This window comes from Stenotrophomonas tumulicola, from assembly GCF_014117215.1.
Classification (GTDB): domain Bacteria; phylum Pseudomonadota; class Gammaproteobacteria; order Xanthomonadales; family Xanthomonadaceae; genus Stenotrophomonas; species Stenotrophomonas tumulicola.
Genome location: NZ_JACGXS010000001.1, coordinates 708,952 through 729,813, shown reverse-complemented (window position 1 = coordinate 729,813; position 20,862 = coordinate 708,952). Strand labels below are relative to the sequence as shown.

General features: G+C 66.9%; 14 protein-coding genes. 8 read left to right on the top strand and 6 right to left on the bottom strand.

Annotated features, from left to right (window positions below; translation table 11 throughout):
* Positions 1 to 316: 316 nt before the first annotated feature.
* On the top strand, positions 317 to 2,938 hold the full coding sequence (locus H4O11_RS03385; protein ID WP_182338410.1) for a TonB-dependent receptor: 2,622 nt from the start codon (positions 317 to 319) through the stop codon (positions 2,936 to 2,938).
* Positions 2,939 to 2,978: 40 nt separating this feature from the next.
* On the opposite strand, the gene betT is transcribed toward H4O11_RS03385, so the two are convergent.
* The 6 genes from betT to H4O11_RS03355 all read right to left on the bottom strand — a co-directional run bounded on the left by betT (position 2,979) and on the right by H4O11_RS03355 (position 13,967).
* On the bottom strand, positions 2,979 to 4,958 hold the full coding sequence (gene betT / locus H4O11_RS03380) for a choline BCCT transporter BetT (RefSeq protein WP_182337997.1): 1,980 nt from the start codon (positions 4,956 to 4,958) through the stop codon (positions 2,979 to 2,981).
* Positions 4,959 to 5,223: 265 nt separating this feature from the next.
* Positions 5,224 to 6,153, bottom strand: a complete 930-nt coding sequence (locus H4O11_RS03375; RefSeq protein ID WP_182337996.1) for a M14 family metallopeptidase — start codon at positions 6,151 to 6,153, stop codon at positions 5,224 to 5,226.
* Between the two features lie 78 nt (positions 6,154 to 6,231).
* Positions 6,232 to 6,516, bottom strand: coding sequence for a DUF6959 family protein (locus H4O11_RS03370; protein ID WP_182337995.1), 285 nt, complete (start codon positions 6,514 to 6,516; stop codon positions 6,232 to 6,234).
* Between the two features lie 137 nt (positions 6,517 to 6,653).
* Positions 6,654 to 7,502, bottom strand: a complete 849-nt coding sequence (locus H4O11_RS03365) for an OmpA family protein (RefSeq protein WP_182337994.1) — start codon at positions 7,500 to 7,502, stop codon at positions 6,654 to 6,656.
* A gap of 65 nt (positions 7,503 to 7,567) precedes the next feature.
* The gene (locus tag H4O11_RS03360) at positions 7,568 to 12,781 is read right to left on the bottom strand and encodes a YadA-like family protein (RefSeq protein ID WP_182337993.1); all 5,214 of its coding nucleotides are present in this window, start codon (positions 12,779 to 12,781) and stop codon (positions 7,568 to 7,570) included.
* 202 nt (positions 12,782 to 12,983) lie between these two features.
* Complete coding sequence (locus tag H4O11_RS03355; protein WP_182337992.1) at positions 12,984 to 13,967, bottom strand: helix-turn-helix domain-containing protein; 984 nt, start codon at positions 13,965 to 13,967, stop codon at positions 12,984 to 12,986.
* A gap of 589 nt (positions 13,968 to 14,556) precedes the next feature.
* Here H4O11_RS03355 and H4O11_RS03350 point away from each other — a divergent pair.
* The 7 genes from H4O11_RS03350 to H4O11_RS03320 all read left to right on the top strand — a co-directional run bounded on the left by H4O11_RS03350 (position 14,557) and on the right by H4O11_RS03320 (position 20,859).
* Positions 14,557 to 14,730, top strand: a complete 174-nt coding sequence (locus H4O11_RS03350; protein ID WP_182337991.1) for a Flp family type IVb pilin — start codon at positions 14,557 to 14,559, stop codon at positions 14,728 to 14,730.
* Between the two features lie 104 nt (positions 14,731 to 14,834).
* Positions 14,835 to 15,380, top strand: a complete 546-nt coding sequence (locus H4O11_RS03345; protein ID WP_182337990.1) for an A24 family peptidase — start codon at positions 14,835 to 14,837, stop codon at positions 15,378 to 15,380.
* A complete protein-coding gene (locus H4O11_RS03340; protein ID WP_220466557.1) occupies positions 15,377 to 15,865 on the top strand; it encodes a pilus assembly protein in 489 nt (162 codons plus the stop codon). Before H4O11_RS03345 ends, H4O11_RS03340 begins: the two co-directional genes overlap by 4 nt.
* Positions 15,866 to 15,885: 20 nt before the next feature.
* On the top strand, positions 15,886 to 16,902 hold the full coding sequence (cpaB, locus tag H4O11_RS03335; protein ID WP_182337989.1) for a Flp pilus assembly protein CpaB: 1,017 nt from the start codon (positions 15,886 to 15,888) through the stop codon (positions 16,900 to 16,902).
* Positions 16,903 to 16,919: 17 nt separating this feature from the next.
* On the top strand, positions 16,920 to 18,254 hold the full coding sequence (locus tag H4O11_RS03330) for a type II and III secretion system protein family protein (RefSeq protein WP_182337988.1): 1,335 nt from the start codon (positions 16,920 to 16,922) through the stop codon (positions 18,252 to 18,254).
* 23 nt (positions 18,255 to 18,277) lie between these two features.
* Entirely contained in the window at positions 18,278 to 19,528 is a 1,251-nt protein-coding gene (locus tag H4O11_RS03325) for a fimbrial protein (RefSeq protein ID WP_246333227.1), read from the top strand.
* Complete coding sequence (locus tag H4O11_RS03320) at positions 19,513 to 20,859, top strand: TadA family conjugal transfer-associated ATPase (protein ID WP_182337987.1); 1,347 nt, start codon at positions 19,513 to 19,515, stop codon at positions 20,857 to 20,859. Before H4O11_RS03325 ends, H4O11_RS03320 begins: the two co-directional genes overlap by 16 nt.
* Positions 20,860 to 20,862: the final 3 nt, after the last annotated feature.

Below are 20,862 nucleotides of genomic sequence, written 5' to 3'. Positions count from 1 at the left end.
CGCACGTTGGCGGCCGCGTCGACACGGCAAGCCTTCAGGGCAGGCCGCGGGACGTTTGCAACATCGTCCGGCGGCGGCGGCTGACCGGGAGAGACGGCCCCAACATAGTGGGGATTCCCCACTACGTCAACACAACATGGGCGATTTTCCAGCATCGCGACCATCGGTCGCAGCAGACCAGGCCTGACCCTCCTGCCTGGATGCCTGCACCATTAAAAAACCGTTATGCATGACTGAATGCGTAATCGCCATTGGCCGCTGCCAGGGGCTGCATGCACTACTGGCGCTTCCTCCACTGATGGGCATCGCCGCTTCCATGCTCCGCACCACCCTGCTCGCCAGCGCCGTTGCGCTGACCCTTGCCGCCGGCACCGCCAGCGCCGCTGAAACTGCCGAGACCGGCAAGGACGGCACCACCCTCGGCACCGTGTTGGTGACCGGCTCGAACATCAAGCGCAGCGACACCGCCGGCCCCAATCCGGTGCAGATCGTCAGCCGTGAACAGATCGAACAGACCGGACGCTCCACTCTCACCGACGTGCTGCGCAACCTGTCGGCCAACGCCGGCAACAGTTTCGACGAACAGTACACCGGCAGCTTCGCCGCCGGCTCGGCGTCGATCGGCCTGCGCGGGCTTTCGCCGAAGAACACGCTGGTGCTGGTCAACGGTTACCGCGTGGCCAACTTCGGCTTCGCCCTCAACACCCAGGACACCTTCGTCGACCTCAACGCACTGCCGATCAGCGCGGTGGAGCGCATCGAAGTGCTCAAGGACGGGGCATCGGCCGTGTATGGCTCCGATGCCATCGCCGGCGTCATCAACATCATCCTGCGCCGCGACTTCCAGGGCCTGGAAGTCGGCGGCGGCCTCGGCACCGCCACCCAGGGCGGCCTGGACGAACGCAAGGCCAACCTGCTGGCCGGCTTCGGCGACCTCGAGCAGCAGGGCTGGAACGTGCTGTTCGGGCTGGACCTGCTCAAGCGCGATCGGCTGGACGCGGACCAGCGCGCCTACACCCGCAGCGGCGATTTCCGCGACAAGCCCGGTGGCCGGCTGGCCGGCTGGTCCACCGCCGGCGGCAACTGGCTGGCCGACCCACGCGCACCGCAACCGTTCTCTCCCTGCCCCGACGGCAGCGTGCTGCGGCCCTACAGCGATTTCGGCAGTGCCCTGCCGGGCGACGCCTGCGCCTTCAACGCACAGCCATTCAAGACCCTGCAACCCGGCGCCGAGCGCCTGCAGGCCTCGTTGAGCGCGACCTACCGCTTCAGCGACCATGTCGAAGCCTTCGCCGACGTGCTGTACAGCCACAACAAGGCCGACCAGGTCTTCAGCGCGCCGCTGACCGTCGGCCCTGGCCTGCGCGCCTACAATCCGGCCACCGGCACGCTCACCGACGTCGCCGCCGTGTTGCCAGTGGGCCATCCGAACAATCCCGGCAGCACGCCACTGCCGTTCGAGTACAGCTTCTTCGATCTCGGTCCACGCCTGAAGGACAACACCCAGGTGTTCTACCGTGCCCTGGCGGGGGTGCGCGGCAGCGGCGAGCGCTGGGACTGGGAAGTGGCCGCCCTGACCTCGCAGAGCGAGCAGCGCGAGTACGTCGACAACTTCATCAACCGCTATGCATTCGAGCAGATACTGCGCGATGGCAGCTACGACTTCCTCGACCCGTCCAGCACGCCGGGGGCACTGGACGCACTGCGCCTGCAGACCAAGCGCCCGGGCTGGTACAAGCTGCATTCGCTGAACGTCAAGGCATCCACTTCGTTGTGGGAGCTGCCGGCCGGTGCGGTCGGCTTCGCCTGGGGCGGGGAGATCCGCCGCGAGTCGCTGGATGCACGCACCAGCGCGCAGGTACTGTCCGGCACCGAGCTGCGTCCGGCGATCAACATCGTCAACGGCGAACGCCAGGTCAGCGCCGCCTACGCCGAATTCAGCGTCCCGCTGCACCGCACCCTGGAACTGCAGGTGGCCGGCCGCGGCGATCATTACGATGACTTCGGCAATGCGTTCTCGCCGAAGTTCGCACTGCGCTGGCAGCCGCTGGACAGCCTGCTGCTGCGCGGCTCGTTCTCGCGTGGATTCCGCGCACCGTCATTGCCGGAGATCGCACCGGGGCAGACCATCAGCTACGGCTCGGTGGTCGATCCGTTCGATCCGCTGCAGCCCGGTGGCACCCGCGGCGTGACCAACCTGCGTACCGGCAACCCGGACCTGCAGGCCGAGCGCTCGCGCAACCTCAACGTGGGCGCGGTGTGGTCGCCCGATGCGGACAGCAGCATCGGCCTGGACTGGTACCGCATTGAACAGGACAACCTGATCAAGCCGGACAGCGCGCAGTTCATCGTCGACAACCCCGGCCTGTTCCCCGACCGCGTCCAGCGCGATGCACAGGGCCGCATCCAGATCATCACCAACCAGTATGCCAACCAGGGCGAACTGACCACCTCCGGCCTGGACCTGGAGGCCAGCCGCACCTTCCGCACCGACGGCTGGGGCAATTTCACCGTGGCGGGCAGCTGGACCCACCTGCTCAGTTTCAAGCAGCCACTGGTGGCCGGCCAGGCGCCCTATGACGGCGCCGGCAACAACCGCCACGGCGCACTGCCGCGCACCCGCGGTACCACGTCGTTGAACTGGGCCGCCGGCGACTGGAACAGCACGCTGAGCCTGCAGTACGTCAGCGGCTACGACCAGCGCGTGGCGACCGCCACCAGCAACCCGGGCCTGCGCGACCGGATCAAGCCCTACCACCAGCTTGATCTGTACGTGGCCTACGAAGGCATCCCCAGCACCACGCTGTCGCTGTCGGTACTGAACCTGACCGACAAGGATCCGCCGTTCGATCCGGCCGGTGGCGCCAACGGCTTCGACATCAGCCAGTACAACCTGCGCGGGCAGTTCGTCTCGCTGGGTGCGCGCTACCGCTTCTGAGGCCCCCACGGGGACGGCGGCATGGCCGCCGTCCCTGCCCTCAGCGGCTCAGGTGCAGGAACTGCACGTGGCGCTCGTACTGGCTGATGATGTCGTTGATGATCTGTTCGCGGCTGTAATCCACCAGGTCGTAATCCTGGCTGCCTTCGTACAGGTGCACCTCGGCACGGTAGTAGCGGCTGGTACGCGCCTGGTGCGCGGCGAACGACGGTACCCGGTAACCGGCCTGGATCACCCGGTACAGGAAATCCTGCTGCTCGCCGTGGTCCACCGACAGTTCCATGTCACCGGCCTCGAAGCGCGTGGACACTTCCCAGCCCTGGCCGCGCAGCTGCTCGGCCACCGCTTCCATCGCCGGCTTCACTTCGCTGTCCATGAAGCGGTACACCTGGTCGCGCACCGGGAAGTTCACCGCGCGTCCAAGCCGCTGGCGCCATCCCTTGTGGTGGCGGCTGGCGCCGATCAACGGCGATGCACGGTGCTGCAGTGCCCGGCGCCGGTGCGACTCATCGGAGAAGGCGCGCATCAGCCCCCACATCATCAGCAGCAGCACCGCCGAGAACGGCAGCGAAGCCAGCACCACCGCCGATTTCAACGCATCCATGTTGCCGGCCAGCAGCAGGCCTGCGGTCACCACGGCGGTGACCGTGCCCCAGAACACCCGCAGCCAGCGCGGGCCATCGTCTTCCGGCCCCCCGCCATGCGATGACAAGGTAGACAGCACCACCGCACCGGAATCGGCCGAGGTCACGAAGAACACGAAGCTCACCAGCACGGTGATCCCGATCACCGCGCGGCTCCACGGATAGCTGTCCAGCAGGGCATACAGCACGGTCGGTGGGTCATCGATGGCCAGCTGCGCCAGTTGCGACTGGCCATGGTGCAGCACCTGGTCCAGTGCACTGTTGCCGAAGATGGACAACCACGCCAGGGTGAAACCCAGCGGTATCAGCAGCACGCCGAACACGAACTGGCGGATGGTGCGGCCGCGCGAAATGCGCGCGATGAACAGCCCCACGAACGGCGACCAGCCGATCCACCAGGCCCAGTAGAACACCGTCCAGCTGCCCATCCAGCCCGGCCGCCCACCATAGGCATAGACGTCGAAGCTCTTGCCGACCACGCTGCCCAGGTAGTCGCCCGCGTTCTGCATCAGCGTGCCCAGCAGGTACTGCGTTGGCCCGGCGAACAGCATGAACAGCACCAGCGCGATGGCCAGCAGCATGTTGACGTTGGACATCAGGCGCACGCCCTTCTCCACGCCGGTGACTGCCACGGCCACCGCCGCGCCCATCATCACCACCACCAGCGTCACCTGCACCCAGTGCGCGTGCGGTACATCGAACAGGTGCGACAGGCCCGCATTGAGATGCAGCACGCCGAAGCCCATGTCCGCGCCCAGCCCGAACACGGTGGCGACGATGCCCAGTGCATCCACCGTATAGCCGATCGGGCCGTTGATGCGGTTGCCGATCAATGGATACAACGCCGAACGCAAGGCCAGCGGCAGGTTGTGCCGGTAAGCGAAGTACGCCATCGCCATGGCCGCCAGCGCGAACACGCCCCAGCCGTGCAGGCCCCAGTGCAGGAACAGCAGCTGCATGGCCTGCCGCGCGCCCTGCTCACCGGCCGCGCTTGCCCCCTGTGGTGGCTGCAGGTAATGCGTCAGCGGTTCGGAGACGCAGAAGAAGAACAGGGTGATGCTGATGCCGGCGGCGAACAGCATCCCCGCCCACGACAGATAGCTGAACTCCGGTTCGTCATGGTCCGCACCGAGCTTGATGCCGCCATACGGCGACAGGGCGGCGACAACGACGAACACCAGGTACAGCGTCATTGCCAGCAGGTAATACCAGCCGACATTGGCCGATGCCCAGTCCTGCGCCTGCATCAGCATGCGGCCTGCACCCAGCGGGTACAGGCTGACGAAGGCGGCGAAGGCCACGACGATGATCGACGCAACAGCGAAGACAGGTCGCAGGGTTCGCACCGGGGTGGATCGTGGCTCCAGTGCTTCCATAAAAGCGGCCTACTCCGGGATGATCAGGGATATATCCTGCGAAGCGTGACACGCATCGCATCTCGGCGTCATGAACGCTCATGGCTGCGGCAGCGACCCTCATCGCCTGTCATGCCACCGACAACCCGGTCCAACGCCAACCGGCTCAATGACTTGGACAGGCCGCCCGGCGCGCTGCGGACCGCCGGTTGCCTGGTACCCCGCCATCACGACATGCGCCGCTGCCGTCTCCGATCGCGGCGAATGCGTCAGGCCTCGCGTGGCCTCAAGACGGCTGGGCGTGCTGCAGCGCGTAATCCAGCGCCGCGCGGATCGCCGCCACCTGGGCATCGTTGCACTGCTGCGGCGTGGCCCGCGGACTGTCCGGGTAGACCTCGGTGGTGGTGGTGAAGCGCGCACCGGTGATGCCGGCGCACAGGCCCAGCGCAACCAACGGGTACTCGATCACCCCATGTGCCACCACTGCCGAGCCGATGATCTCGCCCTTGTCGTCCGCAGGCGCGATGTGGGTCACCCGCTCCACCGCCGCGATCACCGCCTGCTGGAACGCCGGCTGCGGATGGTCGCTGTCGTCGACCAGGTAGAACCCGTCCGGGATCAGGCCGGGCTGGAACGGCTGGCCATCGCGCGCTGCCAGCGCAGGCCGGAATTCACTCTCGTCGCTGTCAGTGGTCTCGTGCAGGTCGATGTGCAGCACCATCTGCGCCTTCAGCGGCGCGACCAGCGCGATCAGCGCGGTGGATTCAAGCGCTGGGCCGCCGGCGCGGAAGTTGCGGTTCGGGTCGATCGCATCGAAGTTCCAGCGGTTGATCCGCTCATACCCCCACGGATTGACGCAGGGGGCGACCAGCAGGTTGATCCTGCCGGCGTAGGATCCGGCGTGTTGTTCAAGGAACTGCAGCGCCCCCATCACCCCGCTGGTTTCATACCCATGCACGCCGCCGGTGACCAGCGCCGCCGGCAACGACGGGTTCCAATCGCGGCTGCGCAGCGCCAGCAGCGGATAGCGCTCGCCGGCGTAGTCCAGCACACCGTACTGGACCCGCTCGAAGCGTTCGGCCAGTGCCTCGATGCGCGGAAGGACGTCTTCGTCGAAGCGGCGCAGGCGCTGCTGTCGTGCACGCCATTGCGCGCGTTCTGCCGGCCCCCAGGGCTGGCCGGGGGTTCCCACGGGATAGAAGGCGCTGGCAGGCATGCTGGGCTCGCGGTTGCTGGAAACAGCCGCTACTTTAACATCCGCCTGGCTGCCGCCCTGCCCCTCGCACCGCCTGCGTCAGTCGATCGCCTCACCGGCTTCGGCCAGGCGTTCTTCGATCTGCGCGTACCACTCCTGCAACACCGTGATCAGCAGGCCCATCTCGGCATCGGCGCGCGGCAGCCGCCCGGCGCGCAGCGAAGACTGCGCCTCCTGCAGTTGGCTGACAAAGCCGGAAACGGTATCGGCCTGGACGATCAGGCCGGGATGCCGGCGACCCGGCATGCGCACCACGGCATGGTTGCCGAGCCGGCCATACAGGCTGATCGTGGTCTGGGTCTTGGTGGCCAATTGGGCGTTCATCGGTTGCCTGCAGGAAAGAAAACCTGGCCCACCAGCACGCGCGGACTGGACGGGGGAGACGCTGCCGCGCGTGCCAGCAGGCCAGGGGGGACACGGAACGTGCAGGGCCCCGCAGGGCGCGTCACGGAAAGAAGCGCTCAGTCGGCGCGTGCGCGGCCGGATATCTGCACCCGCCGGTTCGGTGCCAGGCAGGCGATCAGCTCGCGCTGGTTGCGCTGGCTGCATTGCACCAGCGGCTCGGCATCGCCGCGGCCCTCGGCGCGGATGGCGGCGGTCGATACGCCACCCTCCACCAGCGCGCTGCGCACCGCGTCGGCACGACGCCTGGACAGGTCCAGGTTGTAGTCGGCGCTACCGATGCGGTCGGTGTAACCCACCACGTCGATGGACTGCACCTGGCTGGCGCGCTGCACCTGGCCCAGCACGCCGTTCACTGCCTGCCGGCCAGTCGCGCTGAGCACATCGCTGTCGAAGGCGAACAACGCATCGGCGGCCAGCCGCAGCGGTTCGCGTGGCAGTACCGCAGGGGCTTCGGCCACTGGCGGCGGTGGCGGCTCGACCAGGGCCGCACACGACTGCGGATTCCAGTAGCCGCCCTGGGCGACGCCCTTGCCGTCGAAGCGCACCTGGAACTGGCAGGTGAAGTACTCCGTCGCCTGCGGCGTGCGGAAGTTGAACAGGTAGTTCCACTCGCGCACGCCCCACATGCCTTCATTGAAGTGGGGCGTTCCCAGCAATGCGTACAGCTGGGGCTTGGTCATGCCGGGCGAGAAGCGGCGCAGGTCGCCCGGGTCGGCGAACACACCTTCCTTCAGCGAAGCCTTGGCCGGGTCCGGGAACTGCACTGTCTCCCCCGCCGGAGTTGCCTGCACCGGTGCATCGTCGGCCGCAGCGTGGCTGCGGCAACCGGTGATGGCCAGGCAGGCCAGCAGGCCTGCCAGCAGCGCGGAATGCTTCGCGTGAAGCGTGTGATTTCGAATGAACATGGAGATTCCCCCTGAAAGTCGTCGGGCTGATGCTGGCCGGCACCGTGCCGGCCAGCGCAGCGCGCTTACCACTGGATGCCGGCACCTACCGCAACGCCACCGTCGCCGCGGGTATTGGTCGAGCCACTGAACTTGTAGATCCAGCGCCCGCCCTCGGAGACGCCGGAGATACCCAGCGCCATGCCCGATTCACCATTGAAACTGCCTGCCGCGAAGGAGGCCATGCTGCGGCCAGCCTCGCTGGGCTGTGGCAGCGAAGCCACCGCCATCGCCGATGCGACGCCTGCCGAGGCACGGTTGTCGACCTTGCGCAGGTTGCGGTCGAAGCTGTCGATGCGCTGGTCGGTATAGGCCTTGGACCAGTCCAGGGTCTGCGACATGCCGGCCTGCAACTGGTTCACGTTGACCGCATCGGTGCCAGCCGTACCGGCGGCAACGTTGCGGACCTGGGTCGGGCCACTGCCTGCCTGCCCCAACGTCACGCTGTTGTAGTTGGTGGTGCCGTTGGTGTTGCTGTCATAGCGCAGCGTACCCTGCTGCGATGCCTGCAGCTGGCGCACGTTCACCGCATCGGTGTCTTCGCTGCCGTCGGCAACGTTGGCGATCTGGCGTTCGGCACCGGCACTGCCCACCGACACCGTGTTGGCACGGTTGGCCACCGAACCCGCACCCAATGCCACCGAGTTGTCGGCCTGCGCCTGCGAACCGTTGCCCAGTGCCGTGGCATTGGCACCGGCCGCCGCCGCGCCCGCGCCGCCTGCCACGCTGTTGTCACCGCTGGCCGAAGGATTGCCCAGCGACTGGCTGTCGTTCACCTGGAACATGCCCGAGGTGCCGTTGTTGATGTTGGTGATCTGCTGGTCGGTATAGTTCTTGGACTCGCTGATGGCGTGCTCCACGCCGTTCTGCAGCTGTCCGACGTTGACCGCGTCATAGCGGTCCGAGCCATCGGCCACATGGGTGACCTTGCGCTCGCCGCCGGTGCTGCCCACCGATACCTCACCGGCCGAATTGCTGGCACCGGCTTCTCCATAGGCCCCGGTATAACCGCTCTGCGCGCCGGTGTCGGCCACCGAGCCCGCGCCCAGTGCCACGCTGTTGTCAGCCGTAGCGTTGGCGCCATCGCCGACAGCCACGCTGGCATTGCCCGACGCACTCGCTTCGCCGCCCACCGCCACTGCATCACTGCCAGTGGCCACTGCAGCCGCCTTGCTGGAGTTCACCGCCAGGTACGGGCTGCCACCCGGACCGATGTTGTCGATGCGCTGGTTGAGGCTCAGCAGCGAGGAATCCACCGCGGAGAACGCCACGGTGACATTGCTGTAGTCGTTGCCGATCACGCTGCCATCGGTGGCGATGGAGGAGATGCGGAAGGTCGGGGCGGTCCACGTGTTGGTGGCGCCGTCATACACCGTCGTGCCACCGAAGTAGTTGGCCACGGTCTGGTTGCTCTCGAACAGCTGGTTGCCGGTGACCGCCTGGCGACTTCCCGCCGTCACGCTGCCGTCGGCCACGTTGTCCAGCAGCACCGCGCTGCCGCTGCCATCACCGACCAGGGTGATCGCGTTGCTGGCATTGCCAGCGCCGTCGGCGTCGTACTTCACTGCCAGGCGGTCCACGCTGTCGGTCTTGTCGGCGACGTTGGCCAGCGAATCGCTGACCGCATCGAAGGCCGTGCCCACGTCGTTGTAGTCGCCGCTGCTGACCGAGCCATCCACCGCCACGCTGTTGATGGTGTAGGTCGGGGCGGTGACCAGCCCGTTGCCATCCACGCCGGCACCGCCGCCCAGGTGGGTGGCGACCGACTGGCTGGTGGCGAACAGCTGCGCGCCGTTGATGGCCTCGTTGCTGGTCGCCGATACCTCGCCTGCGCCGACATTGCGCAGGGTGGTGGCGGTGCTGCTGTCGCCCAGCGTTGCGCTGCTGTAGTCGATGCTGCCATCGGCCGCGATGTCATAGCGCAGCGCGCCCTCTGCCGATTCCTGCAACTGGCCCAGGTTGACCGCATCGGTGGCTTCGGTTGCCGCCGCCACGTTGGTCAGCTGCCGCTCTGCACCCGCCGCGCCCACCGACACGCTGTCGGCGCGATCGGCGATGCTGCCCGAACCCAGCGCCACCGCATTGTCGGCACTGGCGTTGGCGCCGGCACCGATGGCCACCGCCTCGTTGCCGCCGGCTGCTGCATCGGCGCCGGTGGAGTTCACCTTGAAGAAGCGCGAGGCTGCACCGTTGTTGATGTTGCTGATCTGCGTGTTGAGGTTGACCAGCGACCCGTCCACCGCATCGAAGGCGGTGCCGACGTCGTTGTAGTCGCCGCTGTTCACCGCCCCGTCCACGCCCACGCTGCTGATGCTGTAGGTCGGCGCGGTGACCGCACCGGTGCCATCCACGCCGGCACCGCCACCCAGGTGGGTAGCGACCGACTGGCTGGTGGCGAACAGCTGCGCACCGTTGATGGCTTCATTGCTGGTAGCCGACACCTCGCCTGCGCCGACATTGCGCAGGGTGGTGGCGGTGGCGCCGTCGCCCAGCGTTGCGCTGCTGTAATCGATGCTGCCGTCAGCTTCGGTGTCATAACGCAGCGCGCCCTGTTCCGACGCCTGCAGCTGCTCCAGGTTGACTGCATCGGTCGCTTCGGTGGCGGCCGCGACATTGGTCAGCTGGCGCTCCGCGCCGGCAGCACCGACCGACACGCTGTCGTCGCGATCGGCGACGCTGCCGTTGCCCAGGGCAACGGCATTGGCGGCAGTCGCACTGGCGTCGGCACCGATGGCCACCGCCTCCGCACCAGTTGCCACCGCGTCGGCGCCACTGGAGTTCACCTTGAAGTAGCGCGACGCCGCGCCGTTGTTGATGTCGGTGATCTGCGTGTTGAGGTTGACCAGCGATCCGTCCACTGCATCGAAGGCGGTGCCGACGTCGTTGTAGTCACCGCTGCTGACCGATCCGTCGGCACCCACGTTGCTGATGCTGTAGGTCGGCGCGGTGACCACACCGGTGCCATCCACGCCGGCACCGCCACCCAGGTGGGTAGCCACCGATTGGCTGCTGCCGAACAGCTGCGCACCGTTGACGGCCTCGTTGCTGGTGGCCGATACCGCGCCCGCGCCCACGTTGCGCAGGGTGGTCGCGGTGGCACCGTCGCCCAGCGTTGCGCTGCTGTAATCGATGCCGCCACCAGCCGCGGTGTCATAGCGCAGCGCGCCCTGCTCCGACGCCTGCAGCTGGCCGACGTTCACCGCATCGTTGGCGTCCACGCCATCGGCCACGTTGGCCAGCGTGGTGTTGCCGGTGCCGCCACCCAGGGTGACACGGCGGTAGTTGGGCGCGCCGGTGCCATCATCATCGTAGGTCACCGCCAGGGTGCCTACTGCTTCGATCTGGTTGATCGCGCCCTGCAACTGCGACACGTTGACCGCGTCGGTGGCCTGGCTGCCTGCCGCCACGTTGGTGATCTGGCGCTCGCCTCCGGCAAAGCCCACCGACACTTCGCCACTGGACGTCTGCGCGGTGTTCAGGCCGTACGCGTTGTAGCTGGCCTGCGCCCCACGCAATGCACTGGAGCGGAAGCCCAGCGCCACGCTGTTGGCCTTGTCCGAGGTCGCCTCGGCACCCAGCAGCACCTGTCCGTTGGCGGTGCCGCTGGCACTGTCGCCCACGATCACCGAATGGCCCAGGCGCGCCGCATAGTCTGCGGTCGGTACGCCGGTCGGGTCGGTGGGGTCGTTCACCCCGGCGCCCGGGAAGGCTTCGTTGGCATCCTGCAGCGGCAGGCGATGGCTGGCGTTGGCGCCGATGACCACTTCGCGCGAGCCGTTGGCATAGGCGCCATCGCCCATCAGCACCTGGTAGTCCTGTGCCGGGTTCACCGCCCAGCAGTCAATGGAGACCACGCCGAGCACGTTGAGGCACTTTGCCGCCCAGTCCGGTGCCTGGCCCGGCAGCAGCAGGCCCAGCAGCCCGTTGGGATCGCCGTTGTTGATGTTGTAGATGTAGCTGTCGGAGGTGACGCCACCGATCAGGGTCAGGTGCGAGCTGCCACCGGTGGTGGCCCCGCCCAGGCCGTTCAGCAGCGTGCCCACTGGCGACAGGTTCACCAGCGGGATGCCCAGCACGTTGGTCACCGAGTACGTCTGCATCACGTTGGCGTTGCTGACCGCCAGGTTGCCGTTGCGCACATAGCCGTCGCCACCGAGCAGGTCCTGCACGGTCGGTCCGACCAGCGTGGACAAGGTACCGACCAGGCCACCACTGCCGATGATCAGGCCGGAGTTCGGATCTGCCGGACGCGGTGCTTTCGGGCTGTCCGGCGGAATCGCCGAGGGCGAGGTCAGGCCAAGGCCGTCGGTTACGCCGCCGACCAGGCCACCGAGGCCGCTGCCGACGCCACCCACCACCGCACCCAGGTCACCCTGCACCAGCCCACCCACTGCATCGCCTACACCGTCAAGCAACGAGCCGACGCCACCGATGATGCTGCCCAGCCCCAGGCTGCTGGCCTGGGCCGTTGCCTGCGCCTGCGTGGCCAGCTTCGGGTTGCGGTCCGCGGCAGCGAGCGCGTTCGCCTCGCCTGCAACGCCAACGCCGCCGGCCACGTCGCTGTCCAGCGCTGCGCTGACCACGGCGTCCGTCGCGGCAATCTCCTCTTCCTTGGCAGCCAGCCGCGCGGAAGCCTGTGCAGCCACCTGCGCATCCAGTGCCGTCGAGGCCGGTGCAACGGTTGCGTCCAGCGCTGCAGCCACCTTTACATCAGCCGTGGCTGCGGCCGTGCGGTCCAGCGACACGGCCGTCGCCAGGCCGGCGCTGACCGATGCCGCCGCTGCACTGGCCGCGCTGCTGCGTACGGCCGGCGGCGCGGCAACCTGCGCACGTACGCCCGCGTCGACCTTTACAGCCACCGGCACCGCGCGTCGTACCGCAGGTACGTCGCTGGCCAGGCGCAACCGCACGTTGGCATCGACATCGGCCAGCGGACGCGCAGCCTGCTGGCTGGCGATCGCCGCCAGGGCGACTTCCGCATCCACTTTAAGCGGTGCCTGCTGGGTGTACTTGGCAGCCAGCGCCTGCAGGTCGCGCAGCGTCTGGTTGGTTTCGGATGCGCTCGCGTTGCCTGCGCATAGCGCCAATGCCAGCGCAACCGCCAGTACGGCGGGCGCAGGCAACAGGCTGCGTTGGTCGATGAGCGAGGATGCGCCGCCGTGGGCGCCGGTAGCCAGTTCGGAGGCTACGACCATGGCGCGAAGCTGCCTGCTCCACACCAAGCGGAAAATACGATTCATGAGTTCTGTCCCCCGTGGACGGCGCTGCGTGAGTCAGTTGGGCTGCCGAGCGGCAGGTGACTCATATTTCAGCGCGTGCAGCGCAGGCGGGGCACTTCATTCCGGCAGGACAATCGGCCGATCCGGCAAAACCATCACCGGAATCGGCAGCAGCCTATGCAATTCCGGCAAAGCACTTTCCAGCCGGTGCCGGGCATGCCGATCACGCCGGCTGGCCGAGCGCACCAGGGGCGCGCATCAGCGTATCGCTGGGCAGTTCGCCGAATACCTTGCGGTAGTTGTCGGCAAAGCGCGACAGATCCCACAGCCCGCAACTCAGTGCGATGGCCTTGACCGAACGGCGGCCGCCATCGGCGGTCGACAGCCCGCGGCACGCCGCGCACAGGCGCAGCATCGACAGGTAACGGTTGGGCGAGATGCCGAACAGATCTTCGAACGCATAGCGCAGGCCACGCTCGCTGACACCGGCCGCGTCACAGATCTCATTCATATAGATGTTGTGGCGCAGGTTGAGCCGCATGAAGTTCTCCGCACGCTGCACGATCAGGTAGTGCGTCCGGCGTGCACGGGTGTTCACCGGATGCTCGCCCGGGCCCGACGCCAGCAGCGCCTGCACGTGCTCATGCAGCAATGCATCGGTACCGTGCGTGGCCAGTGCAGCGGCATCGCCACTGGCCAGCACGCGCTGCAGGCCAGCGTAATGATTCGCCAGCGGCGCGCCCTCGCCGACGGTGAACAAACTCAGCGCCTGCCCCGATGGAGGCGTGCTGCGCAGGCTCAGTTCGGAAAGCTTGCGTTGCAGGCGTGCCACGGGAACCAGCACCACGGTCAGGCGCGTCCCTGCGGCAAGCGCGAACTCGCTGATGCCTTCCGGCAACACCGTCAGCACGGTGCCCGCGGCAAGCGGCACGCCATGGCACCAGCTCAACAATGGATCGGCCTCATGGACGAAACCGATCAGTGCCCAATCGGTGGGCAGCATGAAGCGGCCACGGGCCTGGAAGCCAAGCCGGGCGCTGCAGAACAATGCTTCGTCATGGACGCGCGAATCGATGGCCGCACGCGGCCCCTTGCCGTCAAGCAGCACGAGTTCGACATCGCATACCCGCAGCACGCTGGCGAGCGTAGCCAGGTCAACCGGCCTCAACTCGTCCCTGCACGTGCCGTCTCCTACACCATCGGCCATGACAGTGATCGCCCCCGTGTTTCTTGATTATCCCGTGCGCCACCCTGGCTGGCGCGCTGCGTGTGCGCCTGTCATGCGCTTCACGCTTTCCTAATCAAGTATGCCTGAATAAGTCCGGCAGTAAACCAATATTGTCGAATTGATAACTTGATGTATATCGATCCAAACACGCGTCAATTTTTTGACGCAAAACCTATCACGATTTTTTTTGGAATGTGATTCAACTCACGTCTAGACATACCTGGCGATCACATTCTGCATTCCTGCCGAATTTGCATAGCGATTGATGTTGTCGCGCGGTGAAAGTAGGGCAAAGTAGCTGCACGGTGGCTCGCCGGGGGACATCTGGCTGCCTGACGGGGAACAATAGTGAAAACGCTATCGGATGGAACCGTTCTCCTGGACGCTTCTTTATCGGCGTCGTCAGCGAAAGAACCTGGCAGTTGGCTACCACGACATGCAGGCTCCAATACCGGAGCCGCTACCCGCCCAGGGAATGGACGGGGAACGAAAATGGTTGCGGCGGAGCCGTATCGACCATTGGCGCAGTTTCCGTGGAATACCCAACCAAGATAAGGAGTTCACTGCCATGAACGCATCCATCCGTAAGTTCCTCAAAGAAGAAGACGGCGTTACCGCGCTGGAATATGGCCTGCTGGCTGCGATTGTCGCCGGCATTCTGGTTGCAACTGCCAAGCCAGCGATCACGTCGTTCTTCACCGAGCTCTTCAAAACTCTCGAAGCCGTCGTCAAGACTGCGTAAGTTGGCTCGACAACGTTCCGCAAGCGCTGTGCCATGCATTGCTAATGGATCTGGCATGCACGGCGCACGTGCGCCGAATGATTGCTCACCGGAGGAGCAGGAAGATGACCGCCTTGGGTCTGCTGGCCATGGCCTTGAGTCTGCGGATCGTGATCAGCGATCTGTACGCTCGTCGTGTCCCCAATACCTGGCTGCTGGCGGGAGCCGGCGTTGGGGCCGTACTTGTTGCGGCCTCGGCGCTCTCTTCTTCATTCACTGACATTCTCCCCCACCTGCTCGGCCTGCTGATTGGCTTTGCCGCGCTGATTCCCTTCTATGCCATCCGCTGGATGGGTGCCGGCGACGTCAAGTTCTTCGCCGTGCTGGGTTTCCTGTTGGGCTGGCAGGCACTTCTACCGGTTTGGATCGGTGCAAGTCTGCTCGCAGGCCTGCATTCCGTCACAGTTTATGTCTGGCGCGGCGTGCGGGGATTCCTGCCGATGCGCGCCATGAGCTTGCAGAACCAGATATCGGACCGTCTGCAGCAACGCCCTGCCCTGCAGACGATGCAGGCTGCACGCCAGGGACGCGTCGGCATTCCCTATGCCGCCTATCTCGGCTTCGCGGCCATCGCCTGGGTGCTGTGGTCCATCAACGGAGGCTCCCCATGAGCATCAGCATGCGCCCTCAGCCGAACCGTCGCCGCCAGCGTGGCGTGGTCACCATTGAATATGCCTTCATGCTGATGCTGGGCGTGCTGCCGCTGCTGCTGCTCACCTATACCGGGGTGATGATCATGGCCGTGCAGCAGACCCTGGCCACCGCCTCGTCCGAAGGCGCACGTGCCTCGCTGCGCTTTGGCACCACCGAACAACGCCGTGTCGCCGCCTGCGAGGCCGCGCAGCGCTCCATGCAATGGCTGCTGGCCTACAGCGGCGACAGCGTGAGCTGCAGCAACGCCGCCGCGGCGCCGATCGTCGTGTCCATGCCGGCACCGTGCGACGGCCTGGCTGATACGCAATGCATCCACGTCGCGGTCAGCTACGACTACGGCAGCCACCCTTTCTTGCCCGGAACCGGCCGTCTCTATGGCTGGGTGCTGGACAAACCCATCAGCAGTATCGCCGTCGCCCAGCTTGACGTGGGCAGCAACTGAGAGGCGCCAGGAGAAGCTCCATGCTCAAATTCACCCGCATCGCCGCCATCGCCCTGATCGCCCTTGCCGTGCTGTTGGCGCTGATTGCCCTCGTGGTCGGCCGACGTGCCACCAGCGCGCCACCGGCCAGCACCCCCACCAGTGTCGCCGCCGAGGCACCGCAGGCGGTGATGGTGGTCGAGGCCAGTGGCCGGCTGGCAGCCGGCGTGCCGATCGAGCCAGGTCAGGTGCGCATGGCCAGCCGCCCGCAGGCACCGTCCGGGGCGTTCCTGGATGTGTCCAGCGTGATCGGCCTGGTTCCCACCCAGGACGTGCCCGAAGGCACCCTGCTGCAGCAGGGCCTGCTGGCGCAGGGCTTCTCCTTGCAACTGCGCCCGGGCGAGCGTGCACTGGCGGTGCCGGTGGATGAACTGGCTGCCGCCGGCAACCGCATCCTGCCCGGCGATTTCGTCGACGTATTCCTCAACCTGCGCGGCGCGCAGGGGCTGGGTGAGAAAGAACAATCGGCACAGACGCGCCTGCTGCTGTCACGGCTGCGCGTGCTCAGCTACGGCATGCAGGACCTGCATCCGACGCAGCCGCAGGGCGAGCAGGAAGCCACCGCCAGCGCGGACAGCGATCCCCGTGCCGCAGACATCCGTGGCTCCGGCAGCAACAGCGGCAGCGGCAGCAACCGCCCCGAACAGCCTGCCCGCAGCGCCGTGCTGGCGGTGCCGGTGGCCGATGCGAACCGCCTGCTGCTCGGTGCCCAGCAGGGCAAGCTGTTCCTGGCCCTGCGCAATCCGGCCGACACCGGCATCGCCGATCCATCACTGTTCCCGCTGCCGCGCCCGGTGCTGGCGCCCGCGCGTGGCCTGGATGCCGAACGCACCGCTGCACTTACCGATCCGGAAAACGATGCATACGCCGGCATCGACGGCGATGCACTGGCAGGCCGCAGCAGTGTGCGCCCCCCGCAGGCAGCGGCACCCGTGCGCCGGGCCGCGGCACCGCGCGCGGCTGGCATTGAAATCATCCGCGGCGGCGGCACCCCTTGAACTCGACGAGACCGATCATGACCCCACGTAACAATCCCCGTCGGCTGTTCCTGCGCCCGCTCCTGCTGGCAACCGTGTTCGTCGCCGTCGCCTGCCCGCTGATGGTGCAGGCCGACGCTGCAGCGGATTTCGTGCTGCAGACCCACGAGCAGCGGCCGTGGCCGCTGCCGGCCAACCTGGAACGGGTGGCCATCGCCGATCCGTCGGTGGCCGATGTGGTGATGCTGCGTGGCAACCGCCAGGCGCTGCTGGTGGGCAAGGCGCCGGGCACCACCACCCTGCTGTTGTGGCAGCGTGGCCAGACCGATCCGCAGCGCCTGCAGGTAGACGTGCGCAGCGCGGTCCAGGATGGCCTGACCCGCAGCAACGACGCCGCGTTGACCGTACAGGGCAACCAGGCGCTGATCAGTGGCAACAGCCCCTCGCTGCTGGACCATGCGCAGGTGCGCAAGGCCGCCGACGCCGCTGCCGGCGGCGAAGGCCAGGTCGCTGATGTGTCCACGGTCGGCCCCGGCGGCGTGGTCCAGATCGAAGTGAAGATCGTGGAATTCAACCGCAGCGTGCTGCGCCAGATCGGCATCAACTTCCAGAACCAGAACGGCGGCTTCTCGTATGGCATCGCCCGCCCGGGCGGCACCGCCAGCGGTGGTGATGGCGACAGCGGCAGCAGCACGCCGCTGCAGTCGGCATTCAAGCTGGTGTTCGGTTCCAGCAAGGACCTGTGGAGCGCGGACATCGACCTGTTGCAGAGCAACGGCATGGCACGCGTGCTGGCCGAGCCCACGCTGGTCGCGCTGTCCGGCCAGAGCGCCAGCTTCCTCGCCGGCGGTGAGCTGCCGCTGCTCGAGCCACAGGGCCTGGGCACCACCACCATCACCTTCAAGCCGTTCGGCATCGGCCTGACCGTATCGCCGACCGTGCTCTCGGCTGATCGCATCGCGCTCAAGGTGGCACCGGAAGCCAGCGACCTGGACTACAGCAATGCGCTGACCCTCAACGGCGTGCAGGTGCCTTCCATCAGCACCCGCCGTGCCGACACCACGGTCGAACTCGGCGATGGCGAAAGCTTCGTCATCGGTGGCCTGGTCAGCAGCACCATCGCCTCCACCGTCAACAAGCTGCCATTGCTGGGTGACCTGCCCATCATCGGTTCGTTCTTCCGCAACCTGGACTACAAGCGCCAGGACAAGGAGCTGGTGATCATCGTCACCCCACGCCTGGTGAAGCCGCTGGCACGCAATACCGAACTGCCGCTGCCCGGCGAACGCGAAGCCCGTGCCAACCTTCCGGTATGGGGCTCCTGGCTGATCGGACCGGCCGGTCCGGACGCCGTCCCAGGCTTCTCACGCTGAGCCATGGCCGGAGCACGCAGCGCATGTCACTCGCCATCGACCACCGCCTGCCTTCGTCGGGAATGCCGATGAACCTGGTCGTGCTCGCCAGCGACCGCGACCTGGTGCCGAAGCTGGCGGCCAAGCTGCCTGCGCACTGGACGCTGGGCCATCACGATGCCGGCTTCCCCGGTGCCGTGCAGCAGCTGCGGGTGGGCGCACAGGCGGTGGTGCTGCTGGACTTCCATGCCGCGCGCGCCACCGCGTCGGCCGAGCTGGTACGCCAGTTGCGGCAGATGCGCCCGGACCTGTGCCTGGTCGCCGTCGGTTCCACCAGCGTGCCGCAGGTGGAAGGCGTGGTGGCCGCCCTGCGCATCGGCCTGCGTGACTTCATCGATCTCGACGCCGATGCCGAAGAAGTACAGAACGTACTCAAGCGCGCCGCCGCGCCATCGGCATCCGCACCGATGCCGGAGCCGGGCCGCAAGGCACCGGTCACCTTGTTGCTGGGCGTGCGCACCGGCATGGGCAGCAGCACGCTGGCCGCCCACCTGTGCGTGCTGGCGCAGCAGATGCGTGCGGCCGGCAACCAGCAGGACGTGCTGCTGCTGGACATGAGCCAGCCAGCCGGTGACCTGGCGCTGTACCTCAATATCGACAGCCAGTTCCATTACGACGAAGCGCTGCGCGGCGCCAGCCGCATCGATGCCACGCTGGCCCGCACCGCCATGGCGCGGCATCCCAGCGGGCTGGTGCTGCTCGACCGCGCCCCCGGCAGCGAGGCGTTGCCACCCAGCGATCCCGGCCTGTTGCTGCAGCGCCTGCGCGGGCTGTTCTGCAGCGTGCTGTGCGATCTCGGTGGCACCCCGCTGCGGCAGGTGCCGGGTGCCCTGCTGGAAGCCGCCGATGAAGTATGGCTGCTCACCGACAACGCCATCGCCAGCCTGGTCTCGCTGGATCAGTTGCTGCGCCAGTTGCCGGCCGGCCTGCGCGAAGCCGGCGATCGGTTGAAGCTGATCGTCAACCGCGACGATGATGAGGCCGGCCTTTCCGCTGCGCAGATCGCACAGCGTTTCCAGCTGCCACTGCTGGCCACCCTGCCGGACCGGCCACGGTTGCGCGCCAGCGCCAGCCATGGCCGCCTGCTGCTCGACGACGCACCTCGCGACCCGTACCTGCGTGCACTCGCTCCGCTGCTCGCCCGGTTCGACCCGACCACCAGCACGCCTGAAGCGCATGGACTGCGCGACAGGTTCGCCAACGCATTGAGTAGCCTGCAATGGAAGACAAAGTGATGCCCTTCCCGAACGCCCAGTTCCGCGACGTGCCGGCAGAGTCGGCGCAGACGCCTTTCGCGCAGAGCGAGCAGTACCAGAAGGTGCTCTCGGCCGCGCACGAACACCTGCTCAACCGGATCGAAGACGAGCGCATCGACATCGACGCCTGGGCACCGGACACGGTCGGTCGCTGGGTCGAGGGCGAGACAGCGGCATTCGTGCAGGAATGGCGCATTCCGATCAACGAACAGGAAGTACAGGCGGTATCGAGCGGACTGGTCAAGGAGCTGACCGGCTTCGGCCCGCTCGAGGACCTGCTGCGTGATCCCAGCATCGAAGACATCCTGATCAACGGCTACCGCGACGTGCACGTCTCCCAGGGCGGGCGCCTGCAGCGGGCGCCGCAGCGCTTCACTGACGACACCCACCTGCTGCGCATCCTGCGCCGCATCATCGCCCCGCTCGGCCGCCGCCTGGATGATTCCAATCCGATGGTCGATGCGCGGCTGCCCAATGGCGGTCGCCTCAACGCGATCATCTCGCCGTTGGCGGTCGACGGTCCGATGGTGTCCATCCGCAAATTCCGCAAGGACCCGTTCACCCCCGACGAGCTGTTGGCCATGGGTACCTTCGACCAGGCTATGCAGGCGTTGCTGCGGGCGATGGTGCTGGGCCGCTGCAACATCCTGGTATCCGGCGGCACCAGCTCGGGCAAGACCTCGCTGTTGAACGCGCTGGCCAACTACATCCCGGAGAACGAACGCGTGCTGACGGTGGAAGACACTGCCGAGCTGTCGCTGAACCATCCGCACGTGGTGCGGCTGGAAAGCCGCCTCGGTGGCGCCGACGGACAAGGCGCGGTCAGCATCCGCGACCTGGTCCGCAACAGCCTGCGCATGCGTCCGGACCGCATCGTGGTCGGCGAGGTGCGTGGCGCCGAAGTGCTGGAGATGCTGCAGGCCATGAACACCGGCCACGACGGCTCGATGGCCACCATCCACGCCAATTCGCCGCGCGACTGCCTGTACCGGATCGAGATGCTGGCCGGTTTCGCCGGCTTCCAGGGCAGCGAGGACAGCCTGCGGCGGCAGATCTCCAGCGCCATCGATTTCATCGTGCAGATCTCGCGCCTGGGCAGTGGTCGCCGCGTCCTGGTGTCGATCACGGAAATCACCGGCGTCAGCGACAACATGATCTCCACGCAGGAAATGTTCCGCCACGAAGTGCAGATCGACGGTGACGGCCGCGAGACCGATCGCTGGATCGGGCTCGGCTTCCACCCGCATTCGCACAAGCTGGAACCGTTCCGGCAGGCGCTGCGCGAATCCTTCAGCCCGGGAGCCTGGTGACGA